Source organism: uncultured Jatrophihabitans sp. (genome assembly GCF_964252635.1).
Lineage (GTDB): Bacteria > Actinomycetota > Actinomycetes > Mycobacteriales > Jatrophihabitantaceae > Jatrophihabitans.
Genome location: NZ_CAXUNP010000010.1, coordinates 1 through 16,744 on the forward strand (window position 1 = coordinate 1; position 16,744 = coordinate 16,744).

At 72.0% G+C, this 16,744-nt stretch carries 16 protein-coding genes; 9 read left to right on the plus strand and 7 right to left on the minus strand.

Annotated features, from left to right (window positions below; all coding sequences use genetic code 11):
- Positions 1-149: 149 nt before the first annotated feature.
- A complete protein-coding gene (locus ACFFCA_RS06385) occupies positions 150-1,232 on the plus strand; it encodes an ATP-dependent DNA ligase (RefSeq protein WP_375482936.1) in 1,083 nt (360 codons plus the stop codon).
- Positions 1,233-1,282: 50 nt separating this feature from the next.
- On the opposite strand, the gene ACFFCA_RS06390 is transcribed toward ACFFCA_RS06385, so the two are convergent.
- A complete protein-coding gene (locus ACFFCA_RS06390; protein WP_375482937.1) occupies positions 1,283-2,122 on the minus strand; it encodes a class I SAM-dependent methyltransferase in 840 nt (279 codons plus the stop codon).
- Positions 2,123-2,216: 94 nt separating this feature from the next.
- On the opposite strand from ACFFCA_RS06390, the gene ACFFCA_RS06395 reads away from it, so the two are divergent.
- Positions 2,217-3,149 carry a DMT family transporter gene (locus ACFFCA_RS06395; RefSeq protein WP_375482939.1) on the plus strand — a complete coding sequence of 311 codons (933 nt, stop codon included), beginning with the start codon at positions 2,217-2,219 and terminating at the stop codon, positions 3,147-3,149.
- Entirely contained in the window at positions 3,140-4,345 is a 1,206-nt protein-coding gene (locus ACFFCA_RS06400; RefSeq protein ID WP_375482941.1) for a type III PLP-dependent enzyme, read from the plus strand. Before ACFFCA_RS06395 ends, ACFFCA_RS06400 begins: the two co-directional genes overlap by 10 nt.
- Here the strand turns inward: ACFFCA_RS06400 and ACFFCA_RS06405 are convergent.
- The gene (locus ACFFCA_RS06405; protein ID WP_375482943.1) at positions 4,335-5,105 is read right to left on the minus strand and encodes a pyrimidine reductase family protein; all 771 of its coding nucleotides are present in this window, start codon (positions 5,103-5,105) and stop codon (positions 4,335-4,337) included. The genes ACFFCA_RS06400 and ACFFCA_RS06405 overlap by 11 nt on opposite strands.
- Before the next feature lie 81 nt (positions 5,106-5,186).
- Between ACFFCA_RS06405 and ACFFCA_RS06410 the strand changes: the two genes are divergently transcribed.
- Positions 5,187-5,897, plus strand: a complete 711-nt coding sequence (locus tag ACFFCA_RS06410) for a hypothetical protein (RefSeq protein ID WP_375482945.1) — start codon at positions 5,187-5,189, stop codon at positions 5,895-5,897.
- A 63-nt stretch (positions 5,898-5,960) separates the two neighbouring features.
- On the plus strand, positions 5,961-6,170 hold the full coding sequence (locus tag ACFFCA_RS06415) for a hypothetical protein (RefSeq protein WP_375482947.1): 210 nt from the start codon (positions 5,961-5,963) through the stop codon (positions 6,168-6,170).
- A 6-nt stretch (positions 6,171-6,176) separates the two neighbouring features.
- Here the strand turns inward: ACFFCA_RS06415 and treZ are convergent, their stop codons facing one another.
- A complete protein-coding gene (gene treZ / locus ACFFCA_RS06420) occupies positions 6,177-7,889 on the minus strand; it encodes a malto-oligosyltrehalose trehalohydrolase (protein ID WP_375482949.1) in 1,713 nt (570 codons plus the stop codon).
- Between the two features lie 96 nt (positions 7,890-7,985).
- Here treZ and ACFFCA_RS06425 point away from each other — a divergent pair, with 96 nt between their 5' ends.
- The 4 genes from ACFFCA_RS06425 to ACFFCA_RS06440 are packed head-to-tail and all read left to right on the plus strand — an operon-like array spanning position 7,986 to position 10,151.
- Positions 7,986-8,372, plus strand: a complete 387-nt coding sequence (locus tag ACFFCA_RS06425; protein ID WP_375482951.1) for an SRPBCC family protein — start codon at positions 7,986-7,988, stop codon at positions 8,370-8,372.
- A 9-nt stretch (positions 8,373-8,381) separates the two neighbouring features.
- A complete protein-coding gene (locus tag ACFFCA_RS06430) occupies positions 8,382-9,215 on the plus strand; it encodes a PPK2 family polyphosphate kinase (protein ID WP_375482953.1) in 834 nt (277 codons plus the stop codon).
- Positions 9,216-9,256: 41 nt separating this feature from the next.
- Positions 9,257-9,760 carry a hypothetical protein gene (locus ACFFCA_RS06435; RefSeq protein WP_375482955.1) on the plus strand — a complete coding sequence of 168 codons (504 nt, stop codon included), beginning with the start codon at positions 9,257-9,259 and terminating at the stop codon, positions 9,758-9,760.
- Between the two features lie 37 nt (positions 9,761-9,797).
- Complete coding sequence (locus ACFFCA_RS06440) at positions 9,798-10,151, plus strand: VOC family protein (protein WP_375482957.1); 354 nt, start codon at positions 9,798-9,800, stop codon at positions 10,149-10,151.
- Between the two features lie 139 nt (positions 10,152-10,290).
- On the opposite strand, the gene ACFFCA_RS06445 is transcribed toward ACFFCA_RS06440, so the two are convergent.
- The 4 genes from ACFFCA_RS06445 to ACFFCA_RS06460 form a co-directional block, all read right to left on the minus strand.
- Positions 10,291-11,307 carry an ankyrin repeat domain-containing protein gene (locus ACFFCA_RS06445; protein ID WP_375482959.1) on the minus strand — a complete coding sequence of 339 codons (1,017 nt, stop codon included), beginning with the start codon at positions 11,305-11,307 and terminating at the stop codon, positions 10,291-10,293.
- A 138-nt stretch (positions 11,308-11,445) separates the two neighbouring features.
- Entirely contained in the window at positions 11,446-13,713 is a 2,268-nt protein-coding gene (gene treY / locus ACFFCA_RS06450; RefSeq protein ID WP_375482961.1) for a malto-oligosyltrehalose synthase, read from the minus strand.
- Positions 13,713-15,815, minus strand: a complete 2,103-nt coding sequence (gene glgX, locus ACFFCA_RS06455; protein WP_375482963.1) for a glycogen debranching protein GlgX — start codon at positions 15,813-15,815, stop codon at positions 13,713-13,715. The genes treY and glgX overlap by 1 nt, the downstream gene beginning before the upstream one ends.
- A gap of 133 nt (positions 15,816-15,948) precedes the next feature.
- Complete coding sequence (locus ACFFCA_RS06460; protein ID WP_375482965.1) at positions 15,949-16,662, minus strand: hypothetical protein; 714 nt, start codon at positions 16,660-16,662, stop codon at positions 15,949-15,951.
- Between the last annotated feature and the right edge of the window lie 82 nt (positions 16,663-16,744).

The window sequence follows — 16,744 nt, forward strand, 5'->3', positions numbered from 1 at the left end:
GGGCGCGGGCGGGCTCGGGGGACGTCGCCTGATGTCACTGGTTCGCTCCCCGGGTTCGGCGCGGGCCCGCGCGAAGGTGCAGCGCCACGCGGCTCGCATCGTAAGGCACGGGCGCGGGGCCTCGGCCGCTTCGGTGACAGACTGTGCCGATGCAGCTGCCCGTGATGCCCCCGGTGGCGCCGATGCTGGCCAAGTCGGTCCCGACCATCCCGCCCGGGGCGTCCTACGAGCCGAAGTGGGACGGGTTCCGGTCGCTGATCTTCCGCGACGGCGACGACGTCGAGTTCGGCAGCCGCAACGAGAAGCCGATGACGCGCTACTTCCCGGAACTGGTCGAGGCCGTCAAGGCCGAGCTGCCCGACCGGTGCGTCATCGACGGTGAGATCGTCATCGCCACCGACAGCGGCTTGGACTTCGAGGCGCTCCAGCAGCGCATCCACCCGGCGGTGTCCCGGGTGACCATGCTGTCGCAGGCGACCCCGGCCTCCTTCGTGGCGTTCGACCTGCTCGCCCTCGGCGACGACGACTACACCGGTCGTCCGTTCGCCGAGCGGCGTGCGGCTCTCGAGAATGCGCTGGCCGACGCGAAGGCACCCGTCCACCTGACCCCGACCACGACCGACCTCGAGGTCGCGCAGCGGTGGTTCGTCGAGCTCGAGGGCGCCCATCTCGACGGCGTCGTCGCCAAGCCGCTGGACGGCACCTATCAACCCGACAAGCGGGTGATGTTCAAGATCAAGCACGTGCGCACCGCCGACTGCGTGCTCGCCGGTTTCCGCTGGCACAAGACGTCGACGGAGAACCAGCCGCTGGTGGGCTCGCTGCTGCTCGGGCTCTACAACGACGAGCACAAGCTCCAGCACGTCGGCGTCGTGGGAGCGTTCACCGCGAAGCGGAGGGCGGAGCTGGTCGACGAGCTCGAGCCGCTGCTGCTGCGTGACGGCGACGAGCACCCCTGGCAGGAATGGGCCAGTGCGGAGGCCCACCAGGGTCAGCGGCTGCCGGGCAACGTGAGCCGCTGGAACGCGACGAAGGATCTGTCGTTCGTCCCGCTACGGCCCGAGCGGGTGCTCGAGGTCAAGTACGAGCACATGGAAGGCACCCGTTTCCGGCACCTCGCACACTTCGTGCGGTGGCGCGAGGACCGCACCCCCGAGTCGTGCACCTACGGGCAGCTGGAACAACCGCTCACGTACGCCCTCGACGACATCATCTCGGGGCTCGGCGGCTGATCGCGGCGCCGCCGAACGACCCGGTGTCCACGAGGTGCCGCGGGCCCGCGTCAGCCGGGTCGGCGTGCGGTCACGCAGGCCATGGGCACGGAGAGGTCGAGACTCCCCGCTGCGCGGGCCCGCGCGTTCAGGCGGCGCTCCAGCTCGGCGAACACCTCGCCGCCGTCACCCGGGCCCACGACCGCACGCCAGCCGGGTAGGAAACCGAGCCGGATGAAGTAGTGGTGCAGCAGCGCCGTCCCGTCGGCGTAACGCATCGTGAACGACCCGGTCGCCGTGTCGACGAGGTCGAACCCCGCCTGCTCGAGCTGCCGGGACATCGACCCGACGGTGGCGCGGTGGGCGATCTCGGCGTCCAGCGCGGGCAGCCGGTCGGTACGGCCAACGCCGGTCAGCGTCTCGCGGAACACGTCGTAGAACTCGGCCAGGTGGCCGACGAGGTTGCTGGAGGTCAGCAGCGTCCCGCCCGGCCGCAGCACGCGGTGGCATTCGCTCAGCACCGCCGCCGCGTCGTCGACGTTGTTGAGCCCGAGGTTGCTGACGACGACGTCGACGGACCGGTCTCCGAGGTCGACCGCGTCGGCGCCGCCGACCTGCAGCTGCACGTTGGTCAGCCCGAGGTAGCGGCACTTGTCGCGCAGGACGTCCATGGCCGCGGCCCAGGGGTCAACGGCGATCACCCGGCTCGTCGGGCCGCATCGCTGGGCCAGCTCGACGGTCAGGAACCCGGTACCGGCGCCGACGTCCACCACGGTCTGGCCGGCTCTCAACGGCACCCGGTCCAGGATCAGCTGCCCGAAGGGCGCCGACCACAGCGGCAGCTCGTCGTAGTGGGCCGCCACCTCGGGGCGACTCAGGTCGAGGTCCTCGGCGTCGAACACGGGCTTCATCGTGTCACCGCGCGACTTTGGTCCCGTACCACGGCGCGTCCTCGGGGGCTCCTGGACTGCATCGACCGCAGCCCACCCGCAGGAGAGGTGTCCGATGTCCCTGGCCACCGCGCGCACCGTCCCGCTCGTCGCGCTCACCCTGGCCGCAGCCGGCTGGGGATTGGCGAGCTGCGCGACCAAGTACGCACTGGGCGGCCTGGGCCCGGTGACGTTGCTGACGGTCGCGCTGGTGCCGGCCACGATCGGGCTCTGGACGTGGTGGTGGCTCCGCGGCCCCAGGGGCACGCGACCGCCCCGCGGCCGGGTCGTCGTCCTGGGCCTGCTCGAACCCGCCGTCGCCTATCTCGCCATCACCGTCGGGCTGGCGCACACGAGCGCCGCCAACAGCGTGGTCGTCGAGGGTCTGGAGTCGGCCTTCGTCGTCGTGCTCGCCGCCCTGGTGCTGGGTGAGCGCATCACCGGACGTCTCGGGGTGGCGCTCGCGATGGGGCTGCTGGGTCTCGGTGCGCTCGAGCAGGTCCGTGGCGTCACCGCCCCGCACCCCGGCGACCTGCTCGTCCTCGCGGGTGTGCTGGCGGCCGCGGCGTACACGATCGTCGCCCGTGGCCTGGCCGACGACGTCGACCCGTTGCTGCTGACCGCCTTGCAGTTCGCGGTGGCCACCGCCGTCGTGCTGCCCACCGCCGCCGTGCGGTGGAGCTGCGGCGCGGAAGGCCTGCCGACGCACGTCGCGCCCCAGTTCTGGGGCGCGGCCGTCGCCGTCGGCGTGGTGGGCTACGCGGGCAGTTTCGTGCTGTACAACTGGGCCATCCTGCGGGTCGAGGCCCGTGTGGCTGCGATCGTCCTCAACTCGATACCGGCCTTCGGGCTGCTCGCCGCCGTGGCCTGGTTGGGGGAGCAGCTGAGCGTGGCCCGCGGCATCGGCGCCGCCTTGATTACTCTCTCGGTCGCGCTCTTCGCGCGGGCCGAGCTCCGACCCGTCGTTCCCCTCGAACCCACCACGGAAGAGGTCCCGCTGTGTCTCTGACCTTGAGCGACACCGCCGCTGCCGAGCTGGTCACGGGGTCCGTCTATCCCTCGACCGCCCGGATCGACGCGTTCCTGGCCGAGAACCCTCAGCTGCCCACCCCGGTCCTGGTCGTGGACCTCGACATCGTGCGCGAGCGCTACCTGCGCCTGCGTCGCGCGCTGCCGTCCGCCGAGGTGTTCTACGCCGTGAAGGCCAACCCCGACGCCGCGGTCGTCGGCCTGCTCGCCGGCCTGGGCAGCAACTTCGACGTCGCCAGCCTTGGGGAGATCGACCTGTGCCTCGGCCTCGGCATCGCCCCCGACCGCCTGTCCTACGGCAACACGGTCAAGAAGGAGGCCGACGTCGCGGCCGCGTACGCACGCGGCGTGCGGATCTTCGCCGTCGACTCGGCCGTCGAACTCGCCAAGATCGTCCGGCAGGCGCCGGGGTCCACGGTCACGGTGCGACTCGCCAGCGACGGCGACGGGGCCGACTGGCCGCTGTCGCGCAAGTTCGGCGCCAGTACCGACGAGGTGGCCGAGCAGTTGCTGGCCGCCGCCGAGGCCGGGCTGGACCTGGGCGTCTCGTTCCACGTCGGGTCGCAGCAGCGCGACCCGCGGGCGTGGGAGGCCCCGCTCTGCGCGGTGGCCGCGCTGTCGGACCTGCTGGCCGCACGGGGGCACCGGCTGTCGGCCGTGAATCTCGGCGGCGGGCTGCCCAGCACGCACTTCCACTCCACCGGGCCGGTCGAGGTCTACGGGGTCGCGATCGATGCGGCGCTGGAGGCCTACCTGGGGACGGACCACGGGCTGCGCACCATGGTCGAGCCGGGCCGGTACCTCGTCGGCGACGCCGGGTTGATCCGCAGCGAGGTCGTGCTGTCCACCCCGAAGCAGACCGACGGCGGACGTCGGTGGGTGTACCTCGACATCGGGATGTTCAACGGCCTCGTCGAGACGCAGGAGGAAGCGATCCGGTACCGCATGCGGTGCCCGGGGACGCGCGGACCGCTCGAACCCGCCGTCGTCGCCGGCCCCACGTGCGACTCGCTCGACGTGCTGTACGAGCGCGAGCCGTATCCGTTGCCCGTCGACCTGCAGGTCGGGGGACACGTCGACCTGCTGTCGACCGGCGCGTACACGACGACATACTCATCGGTATGGTTCAACGGCTTCGAGCCGCTGCAGGCGCACTACCTGCCGGTCAGCGACTGACGGGTCGGCCCCGCTCGACGGTGCGGTAGCGGCAGAACAGCGCGCCGTCGTCCTCGAGCAGTCCGGCCAGGGTGAGCGGCACCGCCGACGTCCACTCCGCGCCCGCGGTGATGCGGCCGGGCCCGGGGCCGCCGAGGGTGGGCGAGATCGACAGGCACAGCTCGTCGACCAGGCCGTGGCCCGCGAGGTCGGCGAATACGCTCGGGCCGCCCTCGGAGAGGATCCGCGAGTACCCGCGGTCCTCCAGCGCCCGTCGGGCCAGCGCCGGGTCGACCGTCTCGTCACCGCAGTCGACGACGTCGGCCACCGCCTCGAGAGCCTGACGTCGGCCCGGGTCGGCCGCCGCGCACGTGAGCACGATGGTGCGGGCGCCCGGCTCGGCCGCGGTGAACAGCTCGGCCTGCGGGTCCAGCTGCAGCGATCGGCTCTGGACGGCGACGGGCAGTACCTCGGCCAGCCCGAAGGAGCGCCGGACGGCCTGCCGGCGCGCACTCAGCCGGACCGGCCCGTAGCCCTCGGCGACGGCCGTGCCCGAACCCACGTGCACGACGTCGGCGAGGTCGCGCAGGGCGGCGAACACCGTGTTGTCGCCGGGGGTCTGGAGACCGCGGGACAGGCCGGCGGCGCTGACCGCCCCGTCCACCGCGGTGACGAAGTTGACGCGCAGCCCGCCGCGGTCGAGCCAGTCGGTCGCGTAGTGGGCGTGCACGTCGACCTCGGGGTGCGTTCCCCCGGCCGGAACGGGGAGCAGGGCTCGCATGGCGTCATCCAAGCAGGGCGGTGAACGGTCGGTCGTTACCGTGGGCCCCGTCCGCCTCGTCCGCACCGGTTCGGAGATCCCATGGCCAAGCGCAGCATGCTGTCGCGCATCCCGCTGCCCTCGCGTGTCGAGCACACGCTGGACTCGGCGCTCGACCGTGCTCTGTCGGTGCAGCGCCCGGCCGTGCTCGCCTACCTCGACCGGATGCGGAAGAAGAACCCGAAGATGACGCCCGGGCAGGTGCAGGAGCAGCTCGAGCGCCACTACCGCACGGCGGTCATGGGGGTGGGCGGCGCCTCGGGAGCAGCGGCAGCCATGCCCGGCGTGGGGACCGCCGCCTCCCTGGCGTCCGGCGCCGCCGAGATCACCGCGTTCGTGTCGGCCTCGGCCATGTACGTGCTGGCGCTCGCCGAACTGCACTCCGTTCCCACCGGTGACCCGCAGCTGCGCCGCGCGCTCGTGCTGTCGGTGCTCGTCGGTGAGGGGGGCGCGGCCGTGATCGCCGGCGAGACCGGGGGAGACCCGCACTGGGCCAAGGTGCTCGGACGGTCGACGTCCAAGGACAAGGTCTCGGGCATCAACAGCCGGTTGGGCCGCATGCTCGTCGGCCGCTTCGGTGCCAGGCAGGGGGCGCTGCTGTTCGGCCGGGCGTTGCCGCTCGGGATCGGCGCGGGCGTGGGGGCGGCGGGCAACGCGGTCCTGGCGAAGGGCGTCATCAAGTCGGCCCGTCGGGCGTTCGGGCCACCGCCGGCGAACTTCCCGGCCCGCGTCGTGGACGCCACACCCGCCTGACCGCCCACCGGGCTGTGTACGACACCGGCCGGTACGTTGTCCCGAACGTCACTTGATGGAGGTATGTGCGTGTTCGTGGTCGTGCTGACGGACGAGGGACAGCAGCTGGTCGGCCCGCGGGCGGTCGGCCCGTTCGACGACTGGGACGCCGCCCAGCAGTTCGGGCGCGCTGTCGTGGAGCAATGGAAGGTCGAGGACGGCCAGGCACCGTTAGCCACGGTCGCCCGGGTCGAGGAACCGATGCCCGGCGTCGTGGTCGGCGAGATCCAGTAACCCGGCTCAGCCCACCCGCACGATCGCCGCGGCGTCCGGGCCCAGCACGACCGCGTCACCGTCGACCGTCGCCGGCCCGGTGGACAGCACGATCTCGCCGCTGACGCCGAACCGGTGATCGCCGGAGCCGAGGTTGGCCAGCACCCGGAACGCACCGCGGTGCACGACCAGCCACAGCTGCTCGTCGTCGAAGTCGACCGACACGCGACGCAGGTCGCCGTCGCGCAGATCCGGCTCGGCAGCGCGCAGGGCGGTCAGCTCGCGGTAGAGCGCCAGCATGTCGAGGTGGGTCCCGGACTCCGCCTCGGACCAGTCGAGGATCGCCGAGCGGTACGCCTCAGGGTCCTGCGGGTCGATCATCTGCGAGACGTCCCAGCCGTGCGACGCGAACTCCTCGACGCGACCCTTGGCGGTGGCCTCGGCCAGCTCGGGTTCCGGGTGCGAGGTGAAGAACGGCCAGCGCGTGGACGCCGCCCACTCCTCACCCATCCAGAGCATGGGGGTGAACGGCGACGTCAGCAGCAGGACGGCGCCGACCCGGAGGCGACCCGGTGAGGTGATCTCGGGCAGCCGGTCGCCGACCGCGCGGTTGCCGACCTGGTCGTGGTCCTGCAGGCAGACGACGAACTGCTGGCCGCGCTGCTTCGCCGGGTCGATGGGCGCTCCGTGGTCGCGCCCGCGGAACGTCGAATAGGTGCCGTCGTGGAAGAACGCCCTGGTGAACGTCTTGGCCAGCACCGAGATCGGCCCGAAGTCCTCGTAGTAGCCCTGCCGTTCGCCGGTGAGCATGGCGTGCAGGGCGTGGTGGACGTCGTCGTCCCACTGTGCGTCCATCCCGCGACCACCCTCGGCGACCGGGGTGATCATGATCGGGTCGTTGAGGTCGGACTCCGCGATCAACGTCAGCGGCCGGCCGAGCTCGGCGGAGAGGGCAGCCACCTCCTGCGACAGCTGGGCCAGGATGTGGACGGGGGAGTCGTCGGCCAGCGCGTGCACGGCGTCGAGGCGCAGCCCGTCGATGTGGAAGTTCCGCAGCCACATCAGCGCGTTGTCCAGGACGAAACGGCGGACGGCCGGCTCCTCGACGTTGACGAGGTCGCCCCACGTGTTGCGGCCCGTCTTGAGGTACGGCCCGAAGCGGGGAAGGTAGTTGCCCGACGGGCCGAGGTGGTTGTAGACGACGTCGAGGACGACGGCCAGTCCGACTCCGTGGGCGGCGTCGACGAAGCGCTTGAACGCGTCCGGGCCGCCGATCGGCTCGTGCACCGCGTACCAGTCGACGCCGTCGTACCCCCAGTTCCAGACGCCGTTGACCGCGTTGACCGGCAGCACCTCGACGTGGGTGACGCCGAGGTCGACCAGGTGGGGGAGCCGTTCGATCGCGCTGTCGAAAGTCGCGCCCGGCGTGAAGGTGCCGATGTGCAGCTCGTAGACGACGGCGGCGGACAGGTCGCGTCCGGCCCAGTGCCCGTCGTGCCAGACGTGGGCGTCCTGGTCGTAGACGCGGCTGGGCCCGTGCACGCCGACGGGCTGCCACCGCGACGCGGGGTCGGGCACCAGGTCGTCCTCGTCGTCGAGCACGAAGCCGTAGTCGGTGCCCGGGGCCAGTTCGGGTCCGTTCCACCAACCGTCACCGGCCGGCTCCAGCGCGGTGTCGCGGCCGTCGGCCCGCACGCGGATCTTGGTCACAGCCGGGCCCCACACACGCAACGCGCTCATGTCTGGCAACGTCCCCCCGCGGGGTGGGTGGCAAACCGGCGGGAACGGGCTGTGACGGACGTCGTGCCGAGCCGCTATCCGGGTACGTCTTGGCCCATGAGCGTCATCACCGTGCACGCGTCGGGACGGGCCCGGGCCGAGACCGCCTGGGCCCGCTACCTCGAACCGCAGCGGTGGCCCGACTGGTCGCCGCAGATCACCCGGGTCGAGTCCTCGGCCCGCACGATCGCGCCGGGTGTCACCGGCCGTGTCCACGGCCCCTTGTGGGTGTCGGTGGACTTCGTCGTCGAGACCGTCGACGCGAGCGCCATGACGTGGGCGTGGCGCGTGCACCGTGGGCCGGTGACGCTGCGGCTGCATCACGCGGTGACCGCCACCGAACGCGGCAGCCGCACGTCGGTCGGGGTGACGGGGCCGTTGCCGCTGATCCTGGGGTACGCGCCGCTCGCCCGGTTTGCGCTCAGCCGCCTCGTCCGGCCGTAACGTAGGGCGATGACCACCTCGATGCGCGAGGCGCTGGCCGTGGCGTCCGGCCCCGTCAACCTCGCCGGCTACGAGACGGACGCCCGCCCGCTCGCCCCCGTTAAGCACAACCGCGACCTGACCAACGACGCCGCCGCGCTGACCGCGCTGCAGGAACAACTCTGGGCGGAGTCGACCGCCGGTAAGGAACGGCGCGTCCTGCTCGTGCTCCAGGGCATGGACACCGCCGGCAAGGGTGGCATCACCGAGCACGTGGTCGGCATGTTCGGGCCGATCGGCGTCCAGTACACCGCGTTCAAGAAGCCGACCAAGGAGGAGTCGGAACACGACTTCCTGTGGCGCATCCGCAAGCGCCTGCCGCCGCCGGGCGTGATCGGTGTCTTCGACCGGTCGCACTACGAGGACGTCCTGGTGGTGCGGGTGCACGATCTCGTGCCGCCCGGCGAGTGGGAGGCCCGCTACGACGTCATCAACGACTTCGAGAAGGAGCTCGTCGACACCGGGACGACGGTCGTGAAGTGCTTCGTCCACATCAGTTACGACACCCAGCGGGAGCGGCTGCTCGCCCGGCTGCAGGACCCTGACAAGCACTGGAAGTTCAACGAGGGCGACATCGCCGAGCGCGCCTACTGGGCCGACTACCAGGTGGCCTACGAGGCCGTGCTGGAGCGCACGAACACCGAGCACGCGCCGTGGTACGTGGTGCCGGGCGACCACAAGAAGTACCGCAACTGGGCCGTCGGGCAGCTCCTGCACGAGACGCTGCTCGAGCTCGATCCGCACTACCCGCGGCCCGACCTCGACGTCGCATCGCTCGAGACCCGGCTCGCGCCGCCGCACTGACTCTGGCCGGCGCGTACTTTTGTGGGGTGCGCAGCGGACGGATGAGGCGGATCAAGCCGCCACCGGCTGCCTCCGTCACGAGCCTGCTGCGACCCGCCTGGCTGGTGACCCACGTGGTGCTGCTCGGCGCGGCCGTCGCGATGGTGTTCCTCGGACGGTGGCAGTTGCACGTGTCCGAGAGCAACCACTGGGACCCGCAGACGACGAGCTACATCGTGCAGTGGTGGGCGTTCGCCCTGTGCACGGTGCTGTTCTGGGGCAAGCTCGTGCGCGACGCCCGCCGGCCCCCGCCGGCCGCGGCGTCGCCCAGCGGCGAGGTCGTGCTACGGGCGCCGTCGCAGGCCCTGGCCCGCAGTGGTCCGGCGAACCTGGTGCAGGCCGGTGGCGACGTCCCGGTCGTCTACCGCGGGTACGTGCTGCCCGACAGCGCCACGACGCCGCACCGCAGCTACGGGGACGACCTCCACAACGAGTACAACGACTACCTCTGGCAGATCTCCCTGGGCGACGAGCCGGAGGAGCCGCGCCCGGCCGACGGCCGCTGACGGCCGCTGACGGCCGTCGTCCTGGAACGATGGCCGGATGGAACGCGTGCTGGGCATCGGTGGGTACTTCGTCCGGTCGCCCGACCCGGCGGCCCTGAGCGCCTGGTACCGCGACTGCCTGGGTCTCGACCTCGACGACAACGGGCTGTGGCGCCAGGCGCCGGGCGAGACGGTTTTCGCGGCGTTCGACGCGGACACCGACTACTTCGGGGCCCGCGCGCAGCAGACGATGCTCAACTTCCGCGTGGCCGATCTCGCGGCCATGCTCGCCCAGCTCCGCACGCTGGGGGCGGCGGTCGCCGACGAGACGCAGGATCTGGACGGCGTCGGCCGCTTCGGCTGGGTCACCGACCCGGACGGCAACCGCGTGGAGCTCTGGCAACCGGCCTGAGCGCCGGCCGCCCGTCCGCTGCTGCCGCGTGGCTTCGCCGCGTACCGCCGCCGGAGGGATCGGGCGCCGCACGCCCTCCCTCAGCTGACGACCGCGGCTGGGGGCGGGATAACGGCCTCGACGCGCAGTTGATCACCGGTCAGGGTGTGCGACGTCCGAGGGCCTCGAGCAGCAGGGTCTCGACGTCGGGGTGGCGGGGGTTTGCCCGCCGGGCCCAGTACAACGCGGTCCGGTTCCGAGCCGGGTCGCGGTGGTGCGGGTCCGCACCCCGGGCGAGCAGGTGCACCACCGAACGGGCCCGTCCCGACGACGCAGCCAGGCGCAACGCCTGCCGTCCGTACACCTCGTCCTCACGGTCGACGGGCACCCCCGCGGCGAGGAGCTCGTCGATCACGTCGAGCCGCTCGTGGTGCGCGGCCATGATCACCGCGAGCAGCCGGTCGTCGGACGGCGAACCCTCGAGCAGGTCACCGAGCCCGCCGGCCGCCGCCGCGATCGGCAGACCGGCGACGACCGCCCCGGCCGCCACCAGCAAATCGACGACGGCGGTCATGCCGAACACGGCGGCGTGCACCAGCGCGGTCGCGTTCGGCACCCCGCCGGCATCCGGCGCGGAGCGTGCCTCGAGGTCGGCACCGGCGTCGATCAGGGCGCGGGCCAGGCCGACCTCGCCGTAGCTGGCGGCGGTCATCAACGGGGTCTCGCGGTCGCCGGGGCGGCCCTCGACCGGCGCCCCTGCGGCCAGCAGCAACCGCGCCGCCTGCTCGCCGCGCGGCAGCTCCCGCCACCCACCTCCTGCGAGGTCGAGCGGCGCCTCGGCCAGGTAGCTCAGCGGCGTGAGACCGCCGTGCCGGTGCGGCAGGTCCATGAGTTCCTCGGTCGCCAGCCCGGGATGGTCCGCCAGCAAGCGGCGCAACGCCTCGACGTCGCGCGCGTCCAGTGCCGCACGGCGCGTCACCTCGCTGACGAGACGGGGCCAGCCGGCGAACCCGTGCTCACGGGCCAGGGCGAGTTGGGCACCCGTCAGAGTGGTGGGCGCCGACACTGCGGCGAGGCGGTTCACGGCGGCAGGATCACCGTCGCGCGCCGAGCGCACCAGGTCCTTGGCGCGGCGGCGCAGCTGGGCGAGGTCGGGGTGGTCGGGCAGCGCGGACACGGGGTCTCCTTCGCGACCGGCGGTCCGCGAGCCGGGCGACGAAGGGACGAGGTCCGGGCCGTGCGTGGAGCACTCGAAGGAGGTGGACTCAGTCCTGCCCGCGGACCCGGCAGCGCCCTCCAGCGCCTGCCGCCGACGCTAGCGGACGATCAGCGCGACCGGAAGCCGGTCGAGCAGGTCGGCCAGGGCGACCTGGGCCGGCACCCGCCGGCCGGTGAGCACGTCGGTGCCCTCGCCCCCGAGGTCCAGCACCGTGTCGTCCCAGCCGCCCGCTGCGTCGAGGGTCATCGGCAACCTGGTGGCCACCGTGACCGCCCCACCACGGTCGAAGGCCACGACGTGCCGTGCGGCCGACCCCGAGGCCGCCACCGGGGCGTAGGAGTCGAACAGCTCGGGGCGGTCGCGGCGCAGTCGCAACGTGCGCGACACCACCCAGAGCTTGGCGGCCCCGTCGTCCGTGACCGGAGGTACCTCGCCGGTGTCGTCGAGCTGGGCGAGCAGGCGGCGCCGTTCGTCGAAGTCGACGGCGCGCCGGTTGTCGGGGTCGACGAGGGAGTCCTCCCAGAGTTCGGTGCCCTGGTAGACGTCCGGAACGCCCGGCATGGTCAGTTGCACCAGCTTCTGGCCCAGCGCGGTGACCCGGCCGAACGGGGTGATCCGCTCGATCAGGGCCGCCAACGGTTCGTGCACGTCGGCCCGGTCGTAGGCGGCGTCGACGACGGCGTGCACGGCCGCCTCGAACGCCTCGTCGGGGCTGGTCCACGCCGTCGACGTCGACGCCTCGCGCATGGCCTTCTCGGCGTAGGCGTGCATGCGCTCACGCTCGACGAACCCCGCACCGGCGAACGTCTGCCACAACAGGTAGGCGAACGGCGCGTCGGTCAGCGGTGCAGCCCGCATCAGCCCGGTGACGACGTCCGCCCACTCCCGGGGGATCTCGCCGAGCACGGCCAGCCGGGCGCGGACGTCCTCGCCACGTTTGGTGTCGTGCGTCGAGAGCGTGGTCATCCCGTTCGGGACGGTGGCCTGGCGACGTTGCTGGGCGGCGTGGAAGTCGTCCGGGTCGAGCCCGAAGACGCCCGGGTCGTTGCCGACCTCGTTGAGCGCCACGAACCGGGTGTAACGGTAGAACGCGGTGTCCTCGACGCCCTTGGCCATGACGGCGCCGGACGTCTGCTGGAACCGCGAGCAGAGCTCGTCGGCCGGGTCGAGCAGCCGCGGTTCGAGGGCGTCGAGCGCCTCGCCGAGGTCGGGCCGGGCGGTACGAGCGGTGGCCAGCGCCGCCGCGAGGTGGTCGGCACCGACCTCCGGCAGGTAGGAGCGGTACACGGGGAAGGCGATCAGCAGCTCGGCCAGCGCGTCGCGGGCCCCCGTGACGTCGGGCACGAGCCGGGCCAACCTCGAGACCTCGGCCTGCAGGATGGTCGACACCACGAACCGCTTGCCCCGGGACACGTGCTCGGCGGCGGTGAGCTCGTCGCCGGTCAGCTCGCGGTAGAGCTCGTCGAACGGGGTCTCGGCCGCAGGGTCGAGGAAGACGCCGCCCGCCTCGGCCAGCGCGTCGTAGCCGGTGGTGCCGTCGACCGGCCAGTCCCGCGGCAGCTCCTCACCGTGCTCGAGGATCTTCTCGATGAGCAGCCAGACGTCCGGGCCGGCCAGCTCGCGCAGCCACTCCATGTAGCCCACCGGGTCGGCGAGGCCGTCGGGGTGGTCGACGCGGAGCCCGTCGATGTGGTCCTCGCGGACCCAGCGGGCGATCTGCGCGTGGGTCGCGTCGAACACGGCGCGGTCCTCGACCCGCAACCCGGCGAGCGTGGTGACCGCGAAGAAGCGGCGGTAGTTCTGGTCGGTGTCGGCGCGGCGCCAGTTGACGAGCTCGTAGTGCTGGCGGTCGTGCACCTCGCCCGGCGTGCCGTCGCCCGTGCCGGGCGCGATCGGGAAACGGTGCTCGTAGTAGCGCAGCTCGCCGTCCTCGACGGAGAGCTGCGACGGGTCGAAGTCGTCGCCGAGCACGGGCAGCAGGATGCGCCCGCGGGCCCACTCGATGTCGAACCAGGCTCCGTGCTCGGCGTCGCGGCCGTGCTGCAGTACGTCCCACCACGCCGCGTTGGCGGCGGCGTCCTCGACCCCGGTGTGGTTGGGGACGATGTCGACGACGGTCTTCAGCGTGCGGGCGCGCGCATCGGCCAGCAGGTACGTCCAGCCGTCGAGGCCGCCGCGCTGCGGGTCGACGGTGTCGAACCCGATGACGTCGTAGCCGTGGTCGGAGCCCTGGGCCGACGGCAGGATCGGTGACAGGTAGACGGCGTCGACCCCGAGGTCGGCCAGGTGGTCGCAGACCGCTCCCGCGGCGTGGAGGTCGAACGAGGAACGGATCTGCAGCCGGTAGGTGGACGCCGGACGCATCAGGCCACCCGTCGCAGCACGACGACGGCGCGCGGCCCGACGGGGATGGTGTGGCCCGGGCCGTCGATGACCCGGTCGTCGGTGTCGGCGGTCATCGTGTCGATGACGACCTCCCAGGAATTGCCGTACTCGGCGGCGGGCAGCGTGAACTCGATCTCCTCGTAGTGCGCGCTGAAGCACATCAGGAAGGAGTCGTCGACGATGCGCTCGCCGCGGGTGTCCGTGCCGGCGATGCCCTGCCCGTTGAGGTACACGGCGATGCTGCGCCCGAAGCCGGAGTCCCAGTCCTCCTCGGTCATCTCCGAGCCGTCGGGGGTGAACCAGCTGATGTCGGGCAGGTGCACGCCGCGTCGCGTGGGACGGCCGTCGAAGAACCGGCGGCGGCGGAAGACGGGGTGCTCACGACGGATGGCGGCGACCTGGCGGGTGAACGCCAGCAGGTCGACGTCGACCTTGCTCCAGTCGACCCAGGTCATCTCGTTGTCCTGGCAGTAGCCGTTGTTGTTGCCGCCCTGCGACCGCCCCAGCTCGTCGCCGTGACAGATCATCGGGACGCCCTGGCTGAGGAACATCGTGGTGATGAAGTTGCGCAGTTGCCGCTCGCGCAGCTCGAGGATCTCCGGGTCGTCGGACGGGCCCTCGACGCCGCAGTTCCAGGAGCGGTTGTGGCTCTCGCCGTCGTTGTTGTCGTCCTGGTTGGCCTCGTTGTGCTTCTCGTTGTAGCTGACGAGGTCGCGCAGGGTGAACCCGTCGTGCGCGGTGACGAAGTTGACGCTGGCGACGGGACGCCTACCCGACGTCTCGTACAGGTCCGCGGAACCGGTGATGCGGGCCGCGAACTCGCCCACGGTGCCGGGCTCGCCGCGCCAGAAGTCGCGGACGGTGTCGCGGTACTTGCCGTTCCACTCCGTCCACTGGGGCGGGAAGTTGCCCACCTGGTAGCCGCCGGGCCCGACGTCCCAGGGCTCGGCGATGAGCTTCACCTGGCTGACGACCGGGTCCTGCTGCACGAGCTCGAAGAACGACGACAGCCGGTCGACGTCGTAGAACTCACGGGCCAGGGTCGAGGCCAGGTCGAAACGGAAGCCGTCGACGTGCATGTCGAGCACCCAGTAGCGCAGCGAGTCCATGATCAGCTGCAGCGAGTGCGGGTGCCGGACGTTGAGCGTGTTCCCGGTGCCGGTGTAGTCCATGTAGTACTGCGGGTCGTCGTCGACGAGGCGGTAGTACGCCGGGTTGTCGATGCCGCGGAAGGACAGCGTCGGGCCGAGGTGGTTGCCCTCGGCGGTGTGGTTGTAGACGACGTCGAGGATGACCTCGATGTCGGCCTCGTGCAGCGCGCGCACCATGGCCTTGAACTCCTGCACCTGACCGCCCGGAGAGGTGCTCGAGGAGTACTTGTGGTCGGGCGCGAAGAACCCGATGGTGTTGTAGCCCCAGTAGTTGTTCAGGCCCTTGTCGACCAGCGTCGAGTCGTTGACGAAGTGGTGGACCGGCATGAGCTCGACGGCGGTGACGCCCAGCTGCGCGAGGTGCTCGATGATCACCGGGTGGGCCATGCCGGCGTAGGTGCCGCGCAGCTCCTCGGGCAGCTCGGGGTGGGTCATGGTCAGACCCTTGACGTGCGTCTCGTAGAACACGGTGTCGGCGTAGGTGCGCCGCGGCGGCCGGTCGACCCCCCAGTCGAAGTAGGGGTTGATCACGACGCACTTGGGCAGGTTGGCCGCGGAGTCGTCGTCGTTGCGGCTGTCCGGGTCGCCGAAGTGGTAGCCGAACAGCGACTCGTCCCACTCGATCGTGCCGTCGATGGCCTTGGCGTAGGGGTCGAGCAGGAGCTTGTTCGGGTTGCAGCGCAGGCCCTGGTCGGGCTTGTCCGGGCCGTGGACGCGGTAGCCGTAGCGCTGGCCGGGCTCGACGCCGGGCAGGAAAGCGTGCCAGACGAAGCCGTCGACCTCGGGCAGCTCGACCCGGGTCTCGGTGCCGTCGGCGTCGAACAGGCACAGCTCGACGCTCTCGGCGACCTCGCTGAACAGCGCGAAGTTCGTCCCGAAACCGTCGTACGTCGCGCCCAGGGGGTAGGCGTTGCCGGGCCAGATCTGCATGTACGGCTCCTCGTGTGATGCGGTGCGGCACGGGGTCGAGCCGTTCACGCCTGCGGGTGTCCAGCCTGGCAGATGCGCCGGGCCCGCAGAGACCTACCCAGAATCTCCGTCGCCACGCGCGCGAACGGCGCGGTCAGGGCAGGGCCGGCGCCGGTGCCTCGTCGGCGGCCCAGGCGCGCCGCCGGGACTCGTACCAGGGGATCCACAGCCCGACGACGCTGACGACCCAGGCGCCGACGAGCAGCCAGAGCATGGCGCCGACGTCGACGGAGGTCGACTCCCCGCCGGACGAGGCGATGCTGCCCGCGTTGTCGAGCGTGCTCTGGATGTTCAGCGCGACGGCGGCCAGCACGCCGAGCAGCAGCGCCGAGCCGGCGACGCCGATGCCGACGGCGAGACGGTCGTCACTCCGGGCGGGCGTGGTGGAGACGTCGCCGTCGGGACTCTCGCGGTCGGTGGCGTCGGGGTAGTCGAGGTAGTCGGAGCGGTCGACGGGCCGCAGGTCGCGCAACCGGGTCGCCGCGGCGACGACGAGCACGATGGCCGCGGCGGTGAGGGCGACCCCGTAGCGCGGCCCGTGCTGGGAGGCGGCGGCCAGGTCGTAGCGGCCCCAGCCGTCGAACGAGGCGCTGAGGCCACCGGCCCGCAGGGTGTAGACGGCGCGGAAGGGCGCGACGACGCACAGCACGGCGGCGGCGACGAGCAGCCCGGCCGAGACCAGCGCGGCCTCGCGGCTGAGGTCGCGCGGCGGCGGGCCGGCCACGTCGAGTTCGCTCTCCCGCGCCTCACGGTCGGCGGCGAGGTCGCTCTCGTCCGAGTCGCTCGGGTCGGTCGTCTCGTCAGCCATGCCCCCGAGTCTGCCTGCGTCCCGATCCCGAGGCGCCCACGGGCCCGGCACCCGGGGTTCGCGCGGCCGGAGGGGTCCCCGT